Source organism: Stenotrophomonas sp. RIT309 (assembly GCF_000632045.1).
Classification (GTDB): Bacteria; Pseudomonadota; Gammaproteobacteria; order Xanthomonadales; family Xanthomonadaceae; genus Stenotrophomonas; species Stenotrophomonas indicatrix.
In genome coordinates this window covers 83897-101673 of sequence record NZ_JFYS01000001.1, presented here as the reverse complement: position 1 = coordinate 101673, position 17777 = coordinate 83897, and the positions used below count along the sequence as shown (strand labels likewise).

The following is a 17777-nucleotide window of genomic DNA, read 5'->3' as shown; positions in this document are numbered from 1 at the left end:
TCCGATAGCAAATGCGAACAGTTCCCATTACTATCGTGGCACCGCGCAGGGCTGGCCCTGCCTGGCACCCCTTCCTGCCTGCGCCGCTTTCCCGGATGTCCACGCCACCGCACCCCCCGCCACCTGTGCTGCCGTTGGTGTCCTCGCTGGTGCGCCACTACGACGATCTGGTGGATTACCTGCGCCGTCGCTTCGCCTCACCCGGGCTGGCCCGCGAGGTGGTGCACGACGTCTGCGTACGCCTGCTGGAGCGCCCCGAACCGGCCGGCGTGCGCCAGCCGATGGCGCTGCTGCGACGGATGGCGCATGACGCTGCGGTTGATCGTTGCCGTGCTGAAGACCTGCGTCGCCAGTGGGTGGAACCGCGTGCCGAACTGCCCGATGCGGCCTGCGAAGGTGCCGGCCCGGCCAGACAGGCCGTTGCCGCGCAGGAACTGGCACGGCTTGTCGACGTCATCCGTGCGATGCCCTGTCGACGCCGCCAGGTCTTCATCCTGCACAAGATCCATGACGTTCCGCAGGCTGCGGTTGCCCGCCGCATGGGGATCGGCCTGAAGGCGGTCGAGCGGCATCTGCGGTTGGCGATGGTCGATTGCCGGCAGGCGCTGCCGGTGAGGGCGCTGACGTGACAGCGCCCCCTCGCCCGCGCCCTCCACTCCCGGACAAGGCCGGCACGCCTTCGCCTGATCGTCTGCTGGAGCAACATCGGGACACCCTCAAGGCACTGTTCCCGGTACCCGATCCGGCGCAACTGTATCGCCCCCACCGCAGCCGGCAGATCGGCGGGGCTGCGCTCGGCCTGCTGCTGGTGGCTGGACTGGGCGGGCTTTACGCTGTCGATCCCGGCTGGCAACAGCACGATTACCGGACGGTCATCGGCCAACGTCGCAACGTGCTGCTGGCCGATGGCAGCCGTATCCAGCTGGATGCGGGCAGCCATCTGCAGGTGCGCAGCCATCTGCGTTCGCGCCGCGCGGTGCTGGTCTCCGGACGCGCCCGCTTCGACGTGGCGCCCTCGCGCTGGCGCCGGTTCCAGGTCGATGCCGGGCCCGTGCAGGTGCGCAACTACGGCACGGTGTTCGACGTGGAGCGACGCGGTGACCGCAGTGAAGTCCGCCTGTGGCGAGGCAAGGTCGGCGTGCGCGTTGCTGGCCGTGACGGCGAGCAGCACCTGCAGCCTGGCCAGCAGCTGCTGGCAGGGACAGGGCCGGTCCAGCTGCCGCAGCCGATCGCCACTGGCAGCGGGGAATGGACGCAGGGCCGACTGCAGTTCGCGCAGGCCCCGCTGGGCGAGGTGGTACGCAGCCTGACGCCTGCCCTGCTGGCCGTCAGCCTGTGCGCCGCCCTTCCGGCGGCGGCGCAGTCCACCCCCACGGCGGTGGACGTCCATCTTCCGGCCGCCCCGCTGCAACAGTCACTCAATGCGGTGGCCAGGCAGAGCGGCATCCAGCTGCTGTTCGCTGCAGACAGCGTTGCCGGCCGCCAGGCGCCAGCGCTGGACGGCCGCTATGCCCCGCGCGAAGCACTGCAACGGCTGATTGCCGGCCAGGGACTGAGCGTCGAGGAACGCTCGCCGGGCGTGTTCGTGATCCGCAGCGCGCTCGCTACGGCAGCTGCGGCGGCAAACACGGACCGCCCGCGCACTGCGCCAGCGCCGGCAGCCGCAACCTCGCTTGGCAGAGTGACTGTGTCGGCGTCCACCGCGCGCATGCCGCAGGGCGAGACCGCCATGCCAAACACCATCACCGTGCTCACCCGTGAGGACGTCCAGCAGCAGCTGGCATTGGGCTCGGATGTGTCACGCGTGCTGTCCTCGCAGATCCCGGCCTTCGCTCCGGCACGCGAGAAGATGTCCAACTATGGCGAAAGCATGCGCGGGCGCGGCATCCTGTACATGGTCGACGGCGTGCCGCAGTCAACCCCGTTGCGCGACGGCTCGCGTGATTCGCATACCATCGATCCGGCGATGATCGAACGCATCGAAGTGATCCACGGTGCCAACGCGCTGCAGGGCATCGGCGGCACCGGCGGCATCGTCAACATCATCACCCGCAGTGCGCCGAGCGAACCGGGTGCTTTCCTGCTGGACAGCAGCCTTTCGCTCACCGCCGCCTCGCCGCGCCGGCGCGATGATGACGGCCAGCGCGCTTCGGCACTGGTGGGCATCCGCGGCGAACAGTTCGACCTCGTGGCCGGCCTCGCCCATGAACGGCAGGGCCTGTACTACGACGGCGACGGCCGTGCGATCGGCACCAACGCGCAGGGCGAACTGATGGATTCGACCTCGACCAACATCTTCGCCAAGCTTGGCTGGAACATCGCCGAAGGCCAGCGCGTGCAGTTGATGGCCAATCGCTACGAACTGCGTGGCCTGGACAATTACCTGCCTGTGGATGGCAACTTCCGCACCGGTCGCCCGGCCACGTCGGTGCCCGGCGATACGCCGCTCGATCCGCCGATGAACCGCTCACGCTCGCTGACCCTGGACTACGGCAATGCCGATCTGTTCGGCGGCCAGTTCCTGGCACAGGCCTTCGCGGTCGATTTCGAAGGGCGTTACGGCGCCAGCCAGTGGGACCCTTGGGGCAACACGGGTGCCAACGCCGCCTGGGACCAGACCCAGAATGAATCAGACAAACGCGGCTTCAAGCTGACCCAGAGCTGGCGTCGCATCGGCGACACCTCGCTGGACGTGACCCTCGGGCTGGATGGCTTGCGCGATCGCACCCATCAGGTGCTGCTGGCCAGCGGCCTGAACTGGGTACCGCTGACCACCTATCAGAGCCTGTCGCCGCTGTTGCAGCTGCAGTGGTGGCCCACCGACCACGTCATGCTGTCCGCAGGCCTGCGTTACGAAAAGGGCGAGCTGGAGGTGGGCGACTACACCACCCTGCCCCGCTACGGCGCACGCAAGGTGGCCGGCGGCAAACCGACAATGAGCGAGGCGCTGCCGAACTTCGGCGCGGTCTGGTACATCAATGACCGTCTCAATGCCTACGCGTCGTATTCGGAAGGCTACACCGTTGCCGATGTTGGCCGCGTGCTGCGCGCGATCAATCGCGATGGCCAGCGCGTGGACAACCTGGTCGACCTGTCGCCAGTGGTGTCGGACAACCGCGAAATCGGGCTGGAGTATGACGACGGCCGCTTCAGCGGCGATATCGCGTACTACACCTCCGAATCCAAGCTGGGTTCGGTACTGGTCTATGACGCCGGCATCGATGCCTACAACGTGCAGCGCCAGGCCACGCGGGTGGAAGGCTTCGAGACCAACCTGCGCCTGCGCCTGGGTGACAGCCACCTCGGCATGGGCTATGCCCGCGCCAATGGCCGCTACGACGCCGACCTGGATGGTCGTCTGGAAAGCGACCTGGCAGGCGTCAACATCGCCCCGAACCGTCTGACCGCGTTCTGGGAACAGGGCTGGACCTCGCAACTCAGCACCCGTCTGCAGGCCAGCCATGCCTTCGATCGCGACTTCGACCTGCGCGGCGTGCCGGTGGCCAGCTTCAAGGGCTACACCACGGTCGACCTGGTCGCCCGCTATGCGTTGGGCAAGAGCAGTTTCACCCTGGGCGTGCAGAACCTCGCCAACAAGCAGTACATCACCTACTACTCGCAGACCACGCCATCCAACCCGAGCTATTTCGCCGGGCGTGGGCGAGTGCTTACGCTGGGGTGGCAGTATCGCTACTGAGACATGGCGCCTTATGGGTGCCATGAATTCTATGCGTGACGCGATGAAGGAGGCCCATGCTAGTTTCTGGGCCTCCTACATCGGTGCCCTCCCATGCGCTTGCAGACCCTCGCCATCACGCTCGCTGCCCTGCTTCCCGCTGCGGCCTCTGCCGCCGAACCGACGCTGCCGCAACTGCGTGCCTACACCGTTGATGCCTCCTGGCTGCAGCCGATGGCGCCGCTGCAGATTGCCGATCACACCTGGCAGATCGGCACCGAAGACCTGACCGCGCTGCTGGTGCAGACGCCGCAGGGCGCGGTGCTGCTCGATGGCGGCATGCCGCAGATGGCCGACCACCTGCTGCGCAACATGAAAGCGCGCGGCGTTGCGCCGCAGGATCTGCGCCTGATCCTGCTCAGTCATGCCCACGCCGATCACGCCGGCCCGGTTGCTGCGCTCAAGCGCAGTACCGCTGCGCAGATCGTCGCAAATGCCGAATCTGCGGTGCTGCTGGCACGTGGCGGCAGCAACGACCTGCACTTCGGCGACGACATCACCTATCCGCCGGCAACGGCGGACAGGATCATCATGGATGGCGAGGTGGTCTCGCTCGGTGGCGTCGACTTCACCGCGCACTTCGTGCCCGGCCATACCCCGGGCAGCACCGCCTGGACCTGGACCGACACCCGGGGCGGCAAACCGGTGCGCATGGTCTATGCCGACAGCCTGAGTGCGCCGGGCTATCAGCTGCAGGCCAACCCGCGCTACCCGCACCTGATCGAGGACTATCGCCGCAGCTTCGCCACGGTGCGCGCCCTGCCCTGCGACGTCCTGCTGACTCCGCATCCCGGCGCCAGCGGCTGGAACTACGCAGCGGGCACATCGGCAGGAGCCAAGGCAATGGCCTGCCAGGACTACGCCGACTCGGCCGAACGCAATTTCGACGCGCAGTTGAAGAAGCAACGCGAAAAGCAGCGTTGACCAGGCGCGGCGGCGATCCGCCGCCGCGCCCGCTACACCTTGTCAGCCACCCTGCCCGTGCTGTGCGAAAGGCTGGGTGCTGCCATCGGCCAGCACCAGCTCCACGGTATACGGCTGCACATGGCCATCAGGCATTTCCATGCCCGGTGATCCAGCCGGCATCCCCGGCAGCACCAGGCCACGTGCCGTCGGCCTTTCCTTCAGCAGGCGCTTGATGTCGCTGGCCGGAATATGGCCTTCCACCACGTAGCCACCGATCTCGGCGGTATGGCAGGACGCCTTGCCGGCCGGTACGCCGAGCCGTTGCTTGACCGGATGCATGTCATCGGTATCGCGTATCTCAACCGCGAAGCCGGCAGCCTTCAGGTGGTCGGCCCACACGCCACAGCAGCCGCAACTGGCCGTCTTGTGCACGATGGCCAACGGAAGCTCCCGGTCGATCGTCGCTCCGGCCGTCGCCTCGACCGCCGAGGCGGTTGCGGTTGCGGTTGCGGGCGCGGACACGGCCTCTTCGGAGGCACGCGCGCAGGCGGTGGCCAGCAGAATGGGGGTGAGCAACAGGCTCAGGGAAAGAATGCGGTTCATGAATCAGGTTTTCCTTTGCAATCGCAGGCGCGAGCGCCTGCCATCCACGCGACGGATGCGCGTGGGTCAAGTAGATGAGGGGTACTGCAGGACGGCAGGTACGCAACCTGCGCGCGATCAGGCGATCGGCGGACGAATCAGGTGAGGCAGCGCAGGCGCGGGATGAGCCGGCGCCAGCGCGTCGCCGGGCACTGCACGCAGCGGCCATGCAGCGAGGCTTGCCGATGTCGGCAGCATGGCCACACTCGTCGGCACACACTCGCAACCCTCGCTGCTGCACGCGGCTGCCTTCCTTTCATCGCAGCAGGCGGGCGTGACAGAGATCGCAGCGTCGGCGATCTCGTGGGGGCCATCGCAATGACCGCCGCCGGACTGACCGTTGATGCCGCCCGAGGCAAGCGCCAGCGCCGGTGCATTCAGCACCAGGGTCAGGAGCAGCATCAGTCGCAGCAGCAGGCCGGATATATCCACGGGATGATGATAGCCGACGCACGACGCGCCCGTCGCCGCTGCCTGCTGTCATCATGCATGACGTTCATTGGAGCTTTTCCATGCCTGCCCGCTGCGCCTCTGCTGCCCTCCTGCTGTCCGCGTTGCTGAGCCTTCCGGCCATGGCAGGCGAACGCCAATGGACCGTGCTTTCCAGCGGCGATGGTGACCACACCCATGAGCGCTGGCAGGTAAGCGGGACGCGGTTGCGAACGCTTCCCGCGTTCGACCCGGCACGCGCCGAGCCGCCGCTGTCGGTGCATCAAGCTGCGGCGGCAGCACTGGCCCACGCGCGCCTACGTTATCCCGGCGATGACTTCGTGGTCTCCGAGGTAAGCCTGCAGCGGTTCGCCGCCGGCGCTGCGCCGCAGAGCGAGGACGCAGCGCGCGGCTGGGTGTACCTGGTCAGCCTCGACTACAACGCCAAGGGCTGGACCCAGATGGTGCCGGTGCTGCTGGATGGCAGCATCGTGCTGAGCGACAACGAGCAATTGTAGGATCGGGGCCTCATGCGGGCACGTCGATCTGCGCGCGCATCCGTACCGGAATGGATTTCGCCGCTGGCGTACCGCTGATCCGATCGTAGTAGTCCAGCGGCAGCAGGGGGTTCAGCTCCGGATAGTAGCCCGCCAGCGCCCCGCGCGGCATCGGGTAGTCAAGCACGGTCAGGCCTTCGATACGCCGCGTCACGCCGTCGTTGCTGATCGTTTCCAGGCTTACCAGGGCTTCCTTGCCGAGCCCGCGCGCCAGACGGTCCTCGATGTTCATGAACACCACCATGCGGTCGTTGTACACGCCCCGGTAGCGGTCGTTGTAGCTGTAGATGGTGGTGTTGTACTGGTCGTGCGAACGCACCGTGGCCAGCCGCAGCATCTCCGGGTCATCGACTACCGTGTTCACTTCCAGGCCCGGCATGACGAGGATGTTGGCCTTGCCGTTCGGGGTCGGCCACACGCGCCTGCGCGGCGGAATATCCAGGTGGAAACCGTGCAGTGCCTGGATGCGCTCGTTGAAGCCGGCATAGATGTCCGGATAGACGGCCGCGATCAGGTCGCGGATCGGGCCGTAATCATGCATGTACGCGGCCCAGTCCACCTTGCTGTCCGGCAACGTTGCCATCGCCATCCGGCAGACGATCTCCACCTCCGGCACCACGTGGTCGCTGGCCGGCTCCAGCACGCCGCGCGACGCCGTCACGTTGGACATCGCATCTTCGATGGTGACGAACTGCTCGCCCTTCGGCGTGCGGATCCACTCCGAGCGCGCCACCACCGGCAGGATCAGCGCGTCGCGACCGTGCACGAGATGCCCCCGGTTGAGCTTGGTGGCAATACCCACGGTCAGTTCCAGTCTGCGCATGGCCTGGTAGGCGCGCTCGGTATCGGGCACGGCATGGATGAAGTTGCCGCCCATGCCGATGAACACCTTGGCGCTGCCATCGAGCATCGCCGCAATCGACTCGACCACATGGTGGCCGTGCTCGCGCGGCGGATCGAAACCAAACACCTGCTGCACGCGATCCAGGTAGCGCGCCGTGGGCTTCTCATCGATGCCGACGGTGCGGTCGCCCTGCACGTTGGAATGGCCACGGATCGGACCGATACCCGCGCCCGGCTTGCCGAAATTACCGCGCAGCAACAGCAGGTTGGCCACCTGCTGCAGCAGCCGCGACCCCTGCTGGTGCTGGGTCAGGCCCATGCCATAGCAGATGACCGTCGCCTGCGAACGGATGTAGATCTCCGCGCAGCGCCGGATCTGTTCCTGTGCGATGCCCGACACCCGCACGATCTCATCCCAGTCCTGCGCCAGCACGTCCTCGCGCAGCGCCTCCAGGCCAACGGTGTGTTCGGCCAGGAAGGCATGATCCAGCACTGACTCACCCTGGGCTTCGCGCTCGAACATCACCTTCATCATGCCCTTGATCAGCGCAAGGTCGCCGCCGATGCGGACGTGCACGAACTCGCTGGTGATCTCGGTGGAACCGAACGTGGCCATCTGCACCACGTCCTGCGGTTCGGTGAAGCGGATCAGGGCACGCTCCGGCATCGGGTTGACCGCCACGATCGGCACGCCGCGCTTGCGCGCTTCCACCAGGTTGCTCATCATCCGCGGCGAGTTGGTGCCGGTGTTCTGGCCCATCACGAAGATCGCCTCGGCGTGCTCGAAGTCGTCCAGCACGATGGTGCCCTTGCCCACGCCGATCACTGGTGGCAGGCCACGGCTGGTCGGCTCGTGGCACATGTTCGAGCAGTCCGGGAAGTTGTTGGTACCGAACTCGCGCACGAAGATCGAATACAGGAACGCCGCCTCGTTGGGCGTGCGGCCGGAGGTGTAGAACTCGGCCTGGTTGGGGTTGTCCAGCGCCTGCAGATGACGGCCGATCAGCGCGAACGCCTCGTTCCATTCGCAGGGCACGTAGTGATCGGTGGCGGCGTCATAGCGCATCGGCTCGGTCAGCCGGCCCTGCTGCTCCAACCAGCAATCGGTCTGCGCCATCAGCTCGGTGACGGTGTGCTGGGCGAACAGCTCACGGGTCACCCGGTGCTGGGTCGCTTCCCAGGCCAGGGCCTTGGCACCGTTCTCGCAGAATTCCAGCTTCTTGCGGTGGTCGGCATCGGGGAAGGCGCAGCTGGGGCATTTGAATCCGCCCGGCTGGTTCATCGCCAGCAGCGCCTTGGATCCTTTGCCGATCACGCTCTGCTGCAGCAGCACCTTGGCGGTCGCACCGGCGGCCCCCCAGCCGCCTGCCGGTTGGTTGTAAGGCTTGTAACGCGGCGGCTTCTGTTCGGACATGGTCGGGAACCTGCGTTGGTGGAGTGCCTGCCTGCAGTGCCGGGCTCGCGCCCGGCTGCCGTGGCCAGTCAAGCACACCGGCAACCCCAGCGCCATGGCCCGGCCCGGGTACAGCAGGCTGCCATGGCAACGGTTACCGCCGCGTCTTCACTGGATGGCTGCGCTATCCTCCGGGCGTAGCCTGCCCTTCTGCTTTGCCCAGGATGTGCCGCATGCCCGGATCGACGCTGCCTTCGCCCCCGCCCGTCGGCACGGCCCTGCGCACGCTGCAACGCTGGCGCAGCGCGGGGCAGGAGCAACGGGTCGATACGATCGCCGAAGAAGTACCGGTGGCGATGCGTTACAACGGCGCGGCCTTCGCGGTGATGATGGCCACGCCATGCGACCTGGAGGATTTCGCGCTGGGCTTCTCGCTCAGCGAAGGGTTGATCGAGCTTCCTGACCAGTTGCTGTCCATCCAGGTGCAGCCACAACTGGAGGGCATCGAGCTGAATATGAGCGTGTCCGCCGACGCCCCCGGCGCCGCACTGGATCCTGACAACGGGCGCCTGCTGCCGGGTCGCGGCGGCTGTGGGTTGTGCGGTGCACGCCAGCTGGAGGACGTGCTGCGTCCACTGCCTCCGGTAAAGGACCGCCGCACGTATCAGACGGCTGCACTGCAGCGGGCATTGGCTGGGCTGGCCCTACGCCAGCCGATGAATGCTGCCAGTGGTTCGACCCATGCAGCGGCCTGGGCCGATGCCAGTGGCCGCATCGGCTGGGTGCGCGAAGACGTCGGCCGCCACAATGCGCTGGACAAGCTGATCGGTGCACTGCACCACAACGAACACAGCATCGATGGCGGCCTGCTGGTGGTATCCAGCCGTGCCAGCTACGAAATGGTCAGCAAGGCAGCGCGCGCCGGTGCCAGCGTACTGGCCGCCGTCTCGGCCCCCACTGCGCTGGCCATCGACTTGGCCCGCAGTGCCGGCCTGTGCCTGGTCGGCTTCGCCCGCGAAGAAGGCTTCAACGTGTATACCCACCCGGAGCGGCTGCAGGGGGATGGCCTGCACGGGCATCCGCCTGCCTGACGGGTGCCCTCAGCGGATGGACTGGCTGCTACGCCTTGCGGGACCGCTCGGGAGAGAGCAGCCCGCCGATCCGTTCGGTCACCTGTGCGCGCACGTTCTCGTCCAGCTGGCCTTCGTACATGGCCTCGTAGATCCACAGGCCATCGGCGGCCAACCGCGCCACGAAATTATCCAGCGCCGCCGGGTCGTCGCTGCCGGCGGCCGGTGGCGAAGGCGCCCAGCGCTGCACCACCGGTGCCCACGGCCGCTCGCTGGGGAATTCGGGGTCCACCGAGTCCAGCATGAACATCAGCTCGGCCCGGGTGGCACTCTGCGCCGACACACGCACGAAGGTCTGGTAGCGCTCCAGCGTAGTGGCCTCGCCGGCCGACTTGCCCAGCAGCGCCTCCATCGATGCTTCCCAGCTCTGCACCAGGTGCTCGTCGATGCCGCGCAGCAACGCTTCGCGCGAAGGAAAGTGGTACAGCAGGCCTCCACGGGTCAACTGCGCCTCGGCCGCCACCGATTCAAAGGTGACCGCACGCACCCCGTCGCGGTTGATCACGCTGACGGCGGCGTCGAGGATGCGCTCGCGCTTGCTGGTTCTCATGCCGTTATTTTACGCGATCGGCGGCGCCGTCGCGGCCGCCGGCGCGTCCACGCAGCAGGCGCGCGATGATCACCGCGCCGGCCGCCAGCACCGCACTGATCACCAGCAGCACGATCTGGTAACCGCGATCGTAGGCCGCGGTGGCCAGCGCGAACCACTCGCCCAGCCCCACCTCACGCGCCACGTGCAGCGCCTGGGTGAAGCCCTCGCGCGCGGCGGCGGGAATACCCGAAGACTCCGGCAGGAACGCGCCGTACATCGCAGCGCTCAGGCTGCCCAGCAGCGCGACGGCCAGCAGGCCGCCGAACTCGTAGGACACTTCCTCCACCGACGAGGCCATGCCCGCACGATGCGGCGGCACGTTGTTGAGGATGGCGGTGGACGCCACCGAGATGGCAGCACCCATGCCGAAGCCGGTGATCGCCATGCCGGCCACCACCCAGCCCAGCCCATGCGGGAAGCCCAGCGCCACCACGCCCACACCTACCGCACCGGCCGCAAGACCGCCGCAGATCAGCGGACGCAGGCCGACGCGATGCAGCACGCTGCCGCCCAGCAACGCGCTGGGCAGGCTGCCCAGCGCCGCCACCGATACCAGCAGGCCCGCCTGCAACGGGCTGAGGCCGGCCACCAGCTGGAAACGCTGGGTGGTGAGCAGCTGCAGCCCGGCCATCGCAAACAGGGTGAACACCGCCGACAGGGTGCCGGCAAGGAAGGCCGGATTGCGGAAGATGGCGAAATCCAGCAGCGGATAAGGCAGCTGCTGCTGGCGGCGGCTGAAGGCGATGCCGGAGATGATCGCCAGCAGCAGCGAGACCGCGCCCACGCTGTACGAGGGCGGCGTGGCGATCAGCGACTTGATCGCCAGTACCAGGCCCGACAGCGCGGCCAGTGCCAGCAGCGAGGACAGCAGGTCCCATGGGCGGGTGCTGTCGCGCTGCCCTTCCGGCGCCAGCAGCAGGGTCGCGATGAAAGCGACCACCACCACCGGCACGTTGATGAGGAACACCGAGCCCCACCAGAAGTGCTGCAGCAGCAAGCCACCGATGATCGGCCCCAGCGCCGCACCGACGATGGCCACCGAACCCCAGATCGCGATGGCGATGTTGCGCTCGCGTTCTTCATGGAAGCTGAGCCCGATCAAGGCCAGCGTGGCCGGCATCATCGCCGCCGCACCCACGGCGAGGAAGGCACGCGCGGCGATCAGCTGCCCTGCGGTTGCAGAGAACGCCGCTGCCAACGAGGCGATGCCGAACACCACCAGCCCGACCAGGAACATCCGGCGATGGCCGATGCGGTCGCCCAGGGTGCCCGCCCCCAGCAGCAGGCCGGCCATCACCAGCGGGTAGGCGTTGATGATCCACAGCGCCTGCCCGGCACTGGCCGACAGCTCCTCGGTCAGGGTCGGCAGCGCGGTATACAGCACCGAGTTGTCCAGCGTGACCAGCAGCAGGCCGGCGGCAACGGTGAACAGCAGCGACCAGCGTCGGGCGCGCGACAGGGACGGAGCACCGTCCAAGGGCTGGGAGAGAGCCATGGGAACCTGGATGGGGAAGGAGTACATCCATAACTATACAGGACATCCTGTATAGTTATGAGGCTGCCAGTGAGACCCATTCAGCTGCCGGGAGGCGCAATGCTCCCTGCCTCATGACCCGGGGCCTACCTGCACTCCGCAGGCAAGGCAGCGACCGCCTGCACGATCGGGTCCTGCATGGCGCGTCCCACTGCGGCATCCAGCTCCCCCTGCAGATGGCCGTGCTGGCGCTGCATCTCCTCTTCGCACAGCGCACGCACCCGCGCGCGGGCGTTGCTGCGCAGCGTGCTGCAGCGCCAATCGCCCCCTCCGAGCGGCAGCACCGAATAGACCACGCTGTTGCAGGCGTTGCCGGCGCGTTCCGCCAACGGACGCGCGCCGAAGTCACGCGGCACACTGCTGCGCTGCGGATCGAAATAGCTGTCCGGGAAGGTGCGCGCGTACTGTTCAATGTCCACCTCGATAGTGCCGCCTTCGCCTGCCGGCACGCGCAGTGGCTGACCGCAGCCGGTGGCGTCGGCGCGGTGTTGGATGTACTGGTAGATGGGTCGGTCCAGGCTCGCATCCTGCGCGGTCACGGCGCTGACCGCCGCCAGCACCGGCAGCGACGCACGATTGGCCATGCGCGCCAGCACTCCCGCCTGCGCGGGTTCGCAGCGGTCGCGCAGTGTCGCCACCAGCAGGAACAGCAGGTCATCACGAAAGGCCTTGTCGGCCGCCAGGTGATGTTCGATGCGTGCCTGCGCTTCCGCCACTGGTGCGGGAAATGCAACGGCCGGTGGCGAGGGCGCGTGCGTTGCGTTCCACAGCAGCGCCACCCCGGTGCCTGCCAGCAGCAACACCACCATCAGCAGCGCGACGGTGCGTGCGCGGAGCCTCGTCATCGGGTGCTCGTCATCGGTTGATCGCGGAAAGCGTCGCTGCGGCAGCGTCATAGGACGCGCTGGCGATATCCGCCTCGAAGTGCTTCACCTGCAGGCGCCCTGACAGCCGGTAGGGATCCCACAGCGCGCCCATCGTGATGGGGCTGGCCAGGGTGACATGGATGATCTGGTTCGGCGGTGGCGGCGGCACGTGGATGCACGCGCCATAGAACGGCACGAACAGCAGTTCGTCCACCTGCCCGGCGTCGTTCATCGCCAGCGGCACCACATAGCCATCCAGGTCCAGCGCACGTCCGTCCACGCCATCGACCACCGCCGACGAGCCGAACTGCTGCGCACGTAGCGGGCTGGAGTGATCGATGGCCTGCCCAGGCAGCGAGCCCGAACCCGTATCGTCGATCAAGCCCCCCACCCCGTCCATGCCATTGCCACGCGACAGCCCGATCTGCGGCGGTGGACGCTGGAAGCTGTCCTCTTCGGGCATCAGCGCGTCCCAGCGGTCGATAACTGCAGACGCCGCCGCCGGCGACGCAGCGCCATTGCTGGCCTGTGGCGGTGGGACGTCCACGGCGGGCCGGCCACAACTGGCCAGCAGTACAGCGGCAAGCACACCGCCAAGCAGCTTCGCGCTACGGTTCATAAGGCCTCAGTTCGGCGTCGGCCATGCTGTAGGCGGAGCCGGCAAGATCATCGTCCACCCGCTCGGCGCGCAGCACGCCTGCCAGGAAGAACGGCGAATACATGTCGGGCATGGCGATCGGCCGCGGCAGCACCACATGCACGATCTGGTTCGGTGGCGGCGGTGGCACGTGGATGCACGCGCCGTAGTACGGCACGAACAGGAATTCGACCAGTCGGCCGTCTGCCGCGTTGGCCAAAGGCACCACGTAGCCCGGCAACCGCACTGCGCGATCCAGTACCGCGTCCACCGTACGGAACGTACCGAACTGGGCCATGCGCCGGTTGCCGTTGTGCTGCACCTCCGGCCCCTCACCGCGCTCGAGTGCTGCCAGTTCATCGCTGGGCAGCATCTGCAACCAGTCCAGTTCCTGCTCGCTTTGCGTGCCAGCATTGCTCTGTACCGGCGACGGCGGCAGCGCCTGCACACCGGTATCGGTCGGCCGCGTGCAGGCGGCCAGCAGCATTGCCGCAGCCAGCAGCAACCAGCGCACGCCCGCGCTCACGACGCAGGCGCCAGGCCATCGGCCAGGGTGCGCCGGTAGGCCAGCAGCGCAGGCAGCAGGCCGGCAACCGCGCTGATCAGCAGCACGCCGCCCACCCAGGCCAGTTCGCGCGCGTCCGGCCAGACGTGGGTGATCGACAGACCGAAATTGGCCAGCGCCCAGCTGCGCCCGGCCGCGCTGGCACAGGTCAGCACCGCCAGCGCCAACGCGCAGGCCATTGCTGCAGTGGCCACGGCCTCAACGACCAGCAGGCAGGCCACATAGGCCGGGCGCGCACCGGTGGCGCGCAGCACCGCCATCTCACGGCGGCGTTCCTGCAGCGTCGATACCAGCAGCGCCATCAGTGACACCATGCCCAGCAGCACCACCATCGCACTGATCAGCTGCAGCGCGCGCTCGGCAGTGCCCAGCGACTGCCATAGCTGCTGCAACGTCACGCCGGGCAGGATCGCCTGCAGTGCTTCGTCTGGATACTCATTGATGCTGCGCTGCACGCCGAAGGTGGCGATCCGCGAGTTCAGCCCGAGCATGAAGGCGGTGATGCTGGTCGGGGTCAGATCAAGCTGCCGTGCCTGTTCTGCGCTGACATGCTGGCTGCGCAACTGCACGCCGGAGCGCCAATCGACATGGATCGCTTCGATCGCCGGCAATGACACCAGCACGGACGAATCCACCGGCGTGCCGGTACGCTGCAGGATGCCGACCACGCGGAACGGCTTGTCGGCATGCGTGGCCAGCGTTACCGCACCAGTGCCATGGGCCAGCACGATCTCAGTGCCCAGGCCGATGCGCGCGGCCTGCGCAACTTCAGCGCCGACCACCGCGTCATACAGGTCGTCGAACGGCTGGCCCTGCGCGAATGCCAGCGCATGCCCTGCGCCATGCCGGTAATGTTCGAAATAACCGGCGGTGGTGCCGATCACCCGATAGCCACGCCAGGAATCGCCCAGCGACAGCGGCACCGCCCATTTCACCTGCGGCAGCGCGGACAGTTCCTGGTAGGACTGCCAGGACACGTTGTTGGTCGGGTCGCCGATGTGAAACACCGAGTACAGCAGCAGGTTCACCGGCCCCGAGCGTGCGCCCACGATCAGGTCCGTACCCGAGACGATGCTGGCAAAGCCTTCGTGGGCCTGCGTGCGGATGCGCTCCACGCCCAGCAGCAGGACCACGCTCAGGGCGATGACCAGCACGGTCAGGCTCACGCTCAAGGCGCGGCTGCGCAGGCTGGCCCAGGCCAACTCAAACATGTGCACCCCCTGCCCGGTTCAGATCACCCAGCGACACCACCTGGTCGAACAACGGCTGCAGGCGGTCATCGTGGCTGACCACCAGCGCGGTGGTGCCAGCGGCGCGGCACTGCGCGGACATCAGCTGCACGAACGCCGTGGCCGCTTCGGGATCCAGCGCCGAGGTCGGTTCGTCGGCCAGCAGTACCGCCGGGCGACCGATCAGGGCACGGGCAGCGGCAACGCGCTGCTGCTGGCCGACGCTGAGCGTGCCTGCCGCGCGCGGCATCAGTGCCGGATCGAGCTGCAGCGCACGCAGCAGGCGCGCGATTTCCGCGTCCAGCCCACCTTCAATGCGCGCGTTGCGCAATGGCGAAAAGCGCACGCCCAGGGCGATGTTGTTGCGCACGCTCAGGAACGGCAGCAGGTTGAACTGCTGGAAGATCACGCCCAGCTGGTCGGCACGGAAACGATCGCGCGCGGCGGCACCGAGCGTGTTCACCCGATGGCCGGCAACCCGGATGCTGCCGCTGGCCGGCAGCAGAATGCCCGCCAGCAGGCCCAGCAGCGTGCTCTTGCCCGAGCCGCTGGTCCCGCGCAGCAGCACGCTGCTGCCTGCGCGCACCTGCAGCTGTGCGATGTCCAGCACTGCACGGCCTGCGTAGCCGAACTGCACGCCCTGCAGGTCGATGATGGCATCGTCGTTCATGGCGCCAGCGGCACCCGCAGGCTGCCAGCAGTAACCACGCTGCGGCCTTGCCCGGTCGATGTTGCGGTGTTGACGATCACCTCGTGCAGCCCCGGAAACAGCGTAGGCAGCGGCAATGCCAGCCCGCGCAGTGCTGCCGGGTTGGCGCAGTGGTAGCGCAGTGCGGCGGTGAATCCAGCGTGCGTGTGCTGGCCTGGCTGTGCTGCCACAGCCACTGGCGCAAAGCCCTCCGCCGTCGCCTCGGCATGGTCCAACCGGCACTGCGCAGCGGTCGGCAACGTGACCCAGCTGCCGCTCTGCAGGATCGATCGCGCCCGCGCCAATGCGGCCTGTTCGCGGCTGTCGGCCGGCGGTCGCTCGAAATCGAGGATGCCGATGCCGGGCGCACGCAGTGCCAGTTCCAGCGTTCCCTGGTCCACGGCCAGATCGACATCGGCCTGGCCATGGACATGAGCACCGTGATGGCGCACGTCGTGGGCGTTCGCAGAATGGGCAGCAAGCAGCAGCAGAAGGGCGGCAGAACGTTTCATCGGGCGGCTCCGTATTGTTACTATGTAACATTATGGACCACATCCCGATCTCGCCCGCAAGGGCCCGCACCCAACCGCCAGCTTCGGCACGCTGGCATCCCCGTTTCGATCTGGCAGGCGCATGGCTGTCGCTGGCCTGTGCCGCGCATTGCGTGGCCCTGCCCCTGCTGCTGGCCTTCACGCCGGCGGCGATGATGGCGCTGCGCTCGTTCCAGCACCCTGGCCATGGCGCGATGACCGCACTGCTGGTGATGTCGCGCTGGGAATGGCTGTTCGCGCTGCTGGCCTCGTCGATCGCCCTGCTCAGCACCGCCGCCGGCCAGCGCCGCCATCGACGCGCCCTGCCGCTGTGCGTGGCCCTGGCAGGCGCGATCCTGTTGCTGTCCGCCTCGCTGTACCTGCCGTTGAATGAATCGCTGCTCTGGCACGGCGCTGCCACCGCCTGTGGTGGGGTGATGCTGGCCACCGCACATCTGCGCAACCGGCGGGCCCTGCGGCCCGCCGGCTGATGCCCGCTCACAAGCGGCGGCCTAGCGCGGGCTGTCCGCCGGCCACCAGGACGCTATTCGTCGAACGGGCGTTGACCCAGCGTCTGCGTCACGTGGTCGACGAAACAGGTGATGCGCGCGGCCAGCGCGGTGTTGCGGTAGTACACCGCGTTGATCGGCTGGCGGACCTCCTGGGTCTGCTTGGCGAACAGCTGTACCAGGCGCCCCTCGCGCCGGTCCTGGCGGGTCAGGAAATCGGACAGGCAGGCGATGCCCAGCCCGTTCACCGCCATCTGCCGCAGCGTTTCTCCGCTGGAAGATGCAATGGCCGGCTGGATCACCAATGGACCGCCATCGGCGTCGGGCAGCGGCCACTCGTTGAGTGAACCCGGATGGGTGAAACCCAGCAGCGCGTGCGCGCGCAGCTGCGCAATGCGGGTGGGCGTACCGTACTGCCGCAGGTACTCCGGGCTGGCGACCACGCGGATGCGGCTGTGGCCGATCGGCCGCGCATGCAGGGTGGAATCGCGCAGCACGCCGATGCGGAACGCCACGTCGGTGCGTTTCTCGATCAGGTCGGTGATGCCCTCGTTGGAGTTCAGCTCCAACTGCACCTGCGGATAGCGCTCGCGGAAGCCGGCCAGCAGCGGCACGATCACGTGCAGCATGAACGGCGTGGCCGCATCCACCCGCAATCGCCCTACCGGTTGTTGCCGGCGCGCCGCCATCTGTTCCTCGGCTTCGTCCACCGTGGCCAGGATCGTGCGCGCGTATTCCAGGAACGCCGCGCCCTCTTCGGTCAGCTCCAGCCGTCGCGTGGTCCGCCGCAGCAGCGTGGTCTGCAGCTTGTCCTCCAAGCGCGCCAGGGTGCGGCTGGTGGCCGAGATGGTCAGTCCCAGCACCTCGGCGGCGGCGGTGATCGAGCCGCTGTCGACCACGGCGACAAACGCCTTCAGCTCATCCAGGGTGGTTTTCATTCTTTACCTCGGCGCAAAAGCATTTCCCGTATACACGGCTTAATCTGCAAATG

General features: G+C 67.5%; 18 protein-coding genes. 6 read left to right on the top strand and 12 right to left on the bottom strand.

Annotated features, from left to right (window positions below; translation table 11 throughout):
* Nucleotides 1-95 precede the first annotated feature (95 nt).
* From BW38_RS19915 to blaL1, 3 genes are all read left to right on the top strand, one after another.
* Nucleotides 96-629 (top strand): RNA polymerase sigma factor, encoded by a 534-nt coding sequence (locus tag BW38_RS19915; RefSeq protein ID WP_032974616.1) that lies wholly within the window; start codon nucleotides 96-98, stop codon nucleotides 627-629.
* The gene (locus tag BW38_RS0120365) at nucleotides 626-3697 is read left to right on the top strand and encodes a TonB-dependent receptor (RefSeq protein ID WP_161763218.1); all 3072 of its coding nucleotides are present in this window, start codon (nucleotides 626-628) and stop codon (nucleotides 3695-3697) included. Before BW38_RS19915 ends, BW38_RS0120365 begins: the two co-directional genes overlap by 4 nt.
* Nucleotides 3698-3790: 93 nt before the next feature.
* Nucleotides 3791-4660, top strand: a complete 870-nt coding sequence (blaL1, locus tag BW38_RS19920) for a L1 family subclass B3 metallo-beta-lactamase (RefSeq protein WP_032974614.1) — start codon at nucleotides 3791-3793, stop codon at nucleotides 4658-4660.
* A gap of 42 nt (nucleotides 4661-4702) precedes the next feature.
* Here blaL1 and BW38_RS0120360 read toward each other — a convergent pair whose 3' ends face one another.
* Together BW38_RS0120360 and BW38_RS0120355 are read right to left on the bottom strand one after the other, a co-directional pair.
* On the bottom strand, nucleotides 4703-5245 hold the full coding sequence (locus tag BW38_RS0120360) for a DUF411 domain-containing protein (protein ID WP_081794500.1): 543 nt from the start codon (nucleotides 5243-5245) through the stop codon (nucleotides 4703-4705).
* A 117-nt stretch (nucleotides 5246-5362) separates the two neighbouring features.
* Nucleotides 5363-5686: a hypothetical protein gene (locus tag BW38_RS0120355; protein ID WP_152543252.1), complete on the bottom strand. Its 324-nt coding sequence runs from the start codon at nucleotides 5684-5686 to the stop codon at nucleotides 5363-5365.
* 110 nt (nucleotides 5687-5796) lie between these two features.
* Here BW38_RS0120355 and BW38_RS19925 point away from each other — a divergent pair, with 110 nt between their 5' ends.
* The gene (locus tag BW38_RS19925) at nucleotides 5797-6231 is read left to right on the top strand and encodes a hypothetical protein (RefSeq protein ID WP_032974609.1); all 435 of its coding nucleotides are present in this window, start codon (nucleotides 5797-5799) and stop codon (nucleotides 6229-6231) included.
* A 10-nt stretch (nucleotides 6232-6241) separates the two neighbouring features.
* On the opposite strand, the gene BW38_RS19930 is transcribed toward BW38_RS19925, so the two are convergent.
* Nucleotides 6242-8527: an FdhF/YdeP family oxidoreductase gene (locus BW38_RS19930; RefSeq protein ID WP_032974608.1), complete on the bottom strand. Its 2286-nt coding sequence runs from the start codon at nucleotides 8525-8527 to the stop codon at nucleotides 6242-6244.
* Nucleotides 8528-8739: 212 nt separating this feature from the next.
* Here BW38_RS19930 and fdhD point away from each other — a divergent pair, with 212 nt between their 5' ends.
* Nucleotides 8740-9597: a formate dehydrogenase accessory sulfurtransferase FdhD gene (gene fdhD, locus BW38_RS19935; protein ID WP_032974856.1), complete on the top strand. Its 858-nt coding sequence runs from the start codon at nucleotides 8740-8742 to the stop codon at nucleotides 9595-9597.
* 28 nt (nucleotides 9598-9625) lie between these two features.
* Here the strand turns inward: fdhD and BW38_RS19940 are convergent, their stop codons facing one another.
* The 8 genes from BW38_RS19940 to BW38_RS19970 all read right to left on the bottom strand — a co-directional run bounded on the left by BW38_RS19940 (nucleotide 9626) and on the right by BW38_RS19970 (nucleotide 16259).
* Nucleotides 9626-10186: a TetR family transcriptional regulator gene (locus tag BW38_RS19940; RefSeq protein WP_032974606.1), complete on the bottom strand. Its 561-nt coding sequence runs from the start codon at nucleotides 10184-10186 to the stop codon at nucleotides 9626-9628.
* A 4-nt stretch (nucleotides 10187-10190) separates the two neighbouring features.
* Nucleotides 10191-11723 carry an MFS transporter gene (locus BW38_RS19945; protein WP_032974605.1) on the bottom strand — a complete coding sequence of 511 codons (1533 nt, stop codon included), beginning with the start codon at nucleotides 11721-11723 and terminating at the stop codon, nucleotides 10191-10193.
* Nucleotides 11724-11848: 125 nt separating this feature from the next.
* Nucleotides 11849-12571 carry a hypothetical protein gene (locus BW38_RS19950; protein ID WP_032974855.1) on the bottom strand — a complete coding sequence of 241 codons (723 nt, stop codon included), beginning with the start codon at nucleotides 12569-12571 and terminating at the stop codon, nucleotides 11849-11851.
* Nucleotides 12572-12617: 46 nt separating this feature from the next.
* Nucleotides 12618-13247, bottom strand: a complete 630-nt coding sequence (locus BW38_RS0120350; protein ID WP_032974604.1) for a DUF3299 domain-containing protein — start codon at nucleotides 13245-13247, stop codon at nucleotides 12618-12620.
* Nucleotides 13237-13779 carry a DUF3299 domain-containing protein gene (locus tag BW38_RS19955; RefSeq protein ID WP_032974854.1) on the bottom strand — a complete coding sequence of 181 codons (543 nt, stop codon included), beginning with the start codon at nucleotides 13777-13779 and terminating at the stop codon, nucleotides 13237-13239. The genes BW38_RS0120350 and BW38_RS19955 overlap by 11 nt, the downstream gene beginning before the upstream one ends.
* An 8-nt stretch (nucleotides 13780-13787) precedes the next feature.
* Nucleotides 13788-15041 (bottom strand): ABC transporter permease, encoded by a 1254-nt coding sequence (locus BW38_RS19960; RefSeq protein ID WP_081794499.1) that lies wholly within the window; start codon nucleotides 15039-15041, stop codon nucleotides 13788-13790.
* Entirely contained in the window at nucleotides 15034-15729 is a 696-nt protein-coding gene (locus BW38_RS19965) for an ATP-binding cassette domain-containing protein (protein WP_032974602.1), read from the bottom strand. Before BW38_RS19965 ends, BW38_RS19960 begins: the two co-directional genes overlap by 8 nt.
* Nucleotides 15726-16259, bottom strand: a complete 534-nt coding sequence (locus BW38_RS19970) for a DUF2796 domain-containing protein (protein WP_032974601.1) — start codon at nucleotides 16257-16259, stop codon at nucleotides 15726-15728. The genes BW38_RS19965 and BW38_RS19970 overlap by 4 nt, the downstream gene beginning before the upstream one ends.
* 32 nt (nucleotides 16260-16291) lie before the next feature.
* Between BW38_RS19970 and BW38_RS19975 the strand changes: the two genes are divergently transcribed.
* Nucleotides 16292-16768 (top strand): MerC domain-containing protein, encoded by a 477-nt coding sequence (locus tag BW38_RS19975; RefSeq protein ID WP_032974600.1) that lies wholly within the window; start codon nucleotides 16292-16294, stop codon nucleotides 16766-16768.
* A 53-nt stretch (nucleotides 16769-16821) separates the two neighbouring features.
* Here BW38_RS19975 and BW38_RS19980 read toward each other — a convergent pair whose 3' ends face one another.
* Nucleotides 16822-17724 carry a LysR substrate-binding domain-containing protein gene (locus BW38_RS19980; protein WP_032974599.1) on the bottom strand — a complete coding sequence of 301 codons (903 nt, stop codon included), beginning with the start codon at nucleotides 17722-17724 and terminating at the stop codon, nucleotides 16822-16824.
* Nucleotides 17725-17777: the final 53 nt, after the last annotated feature.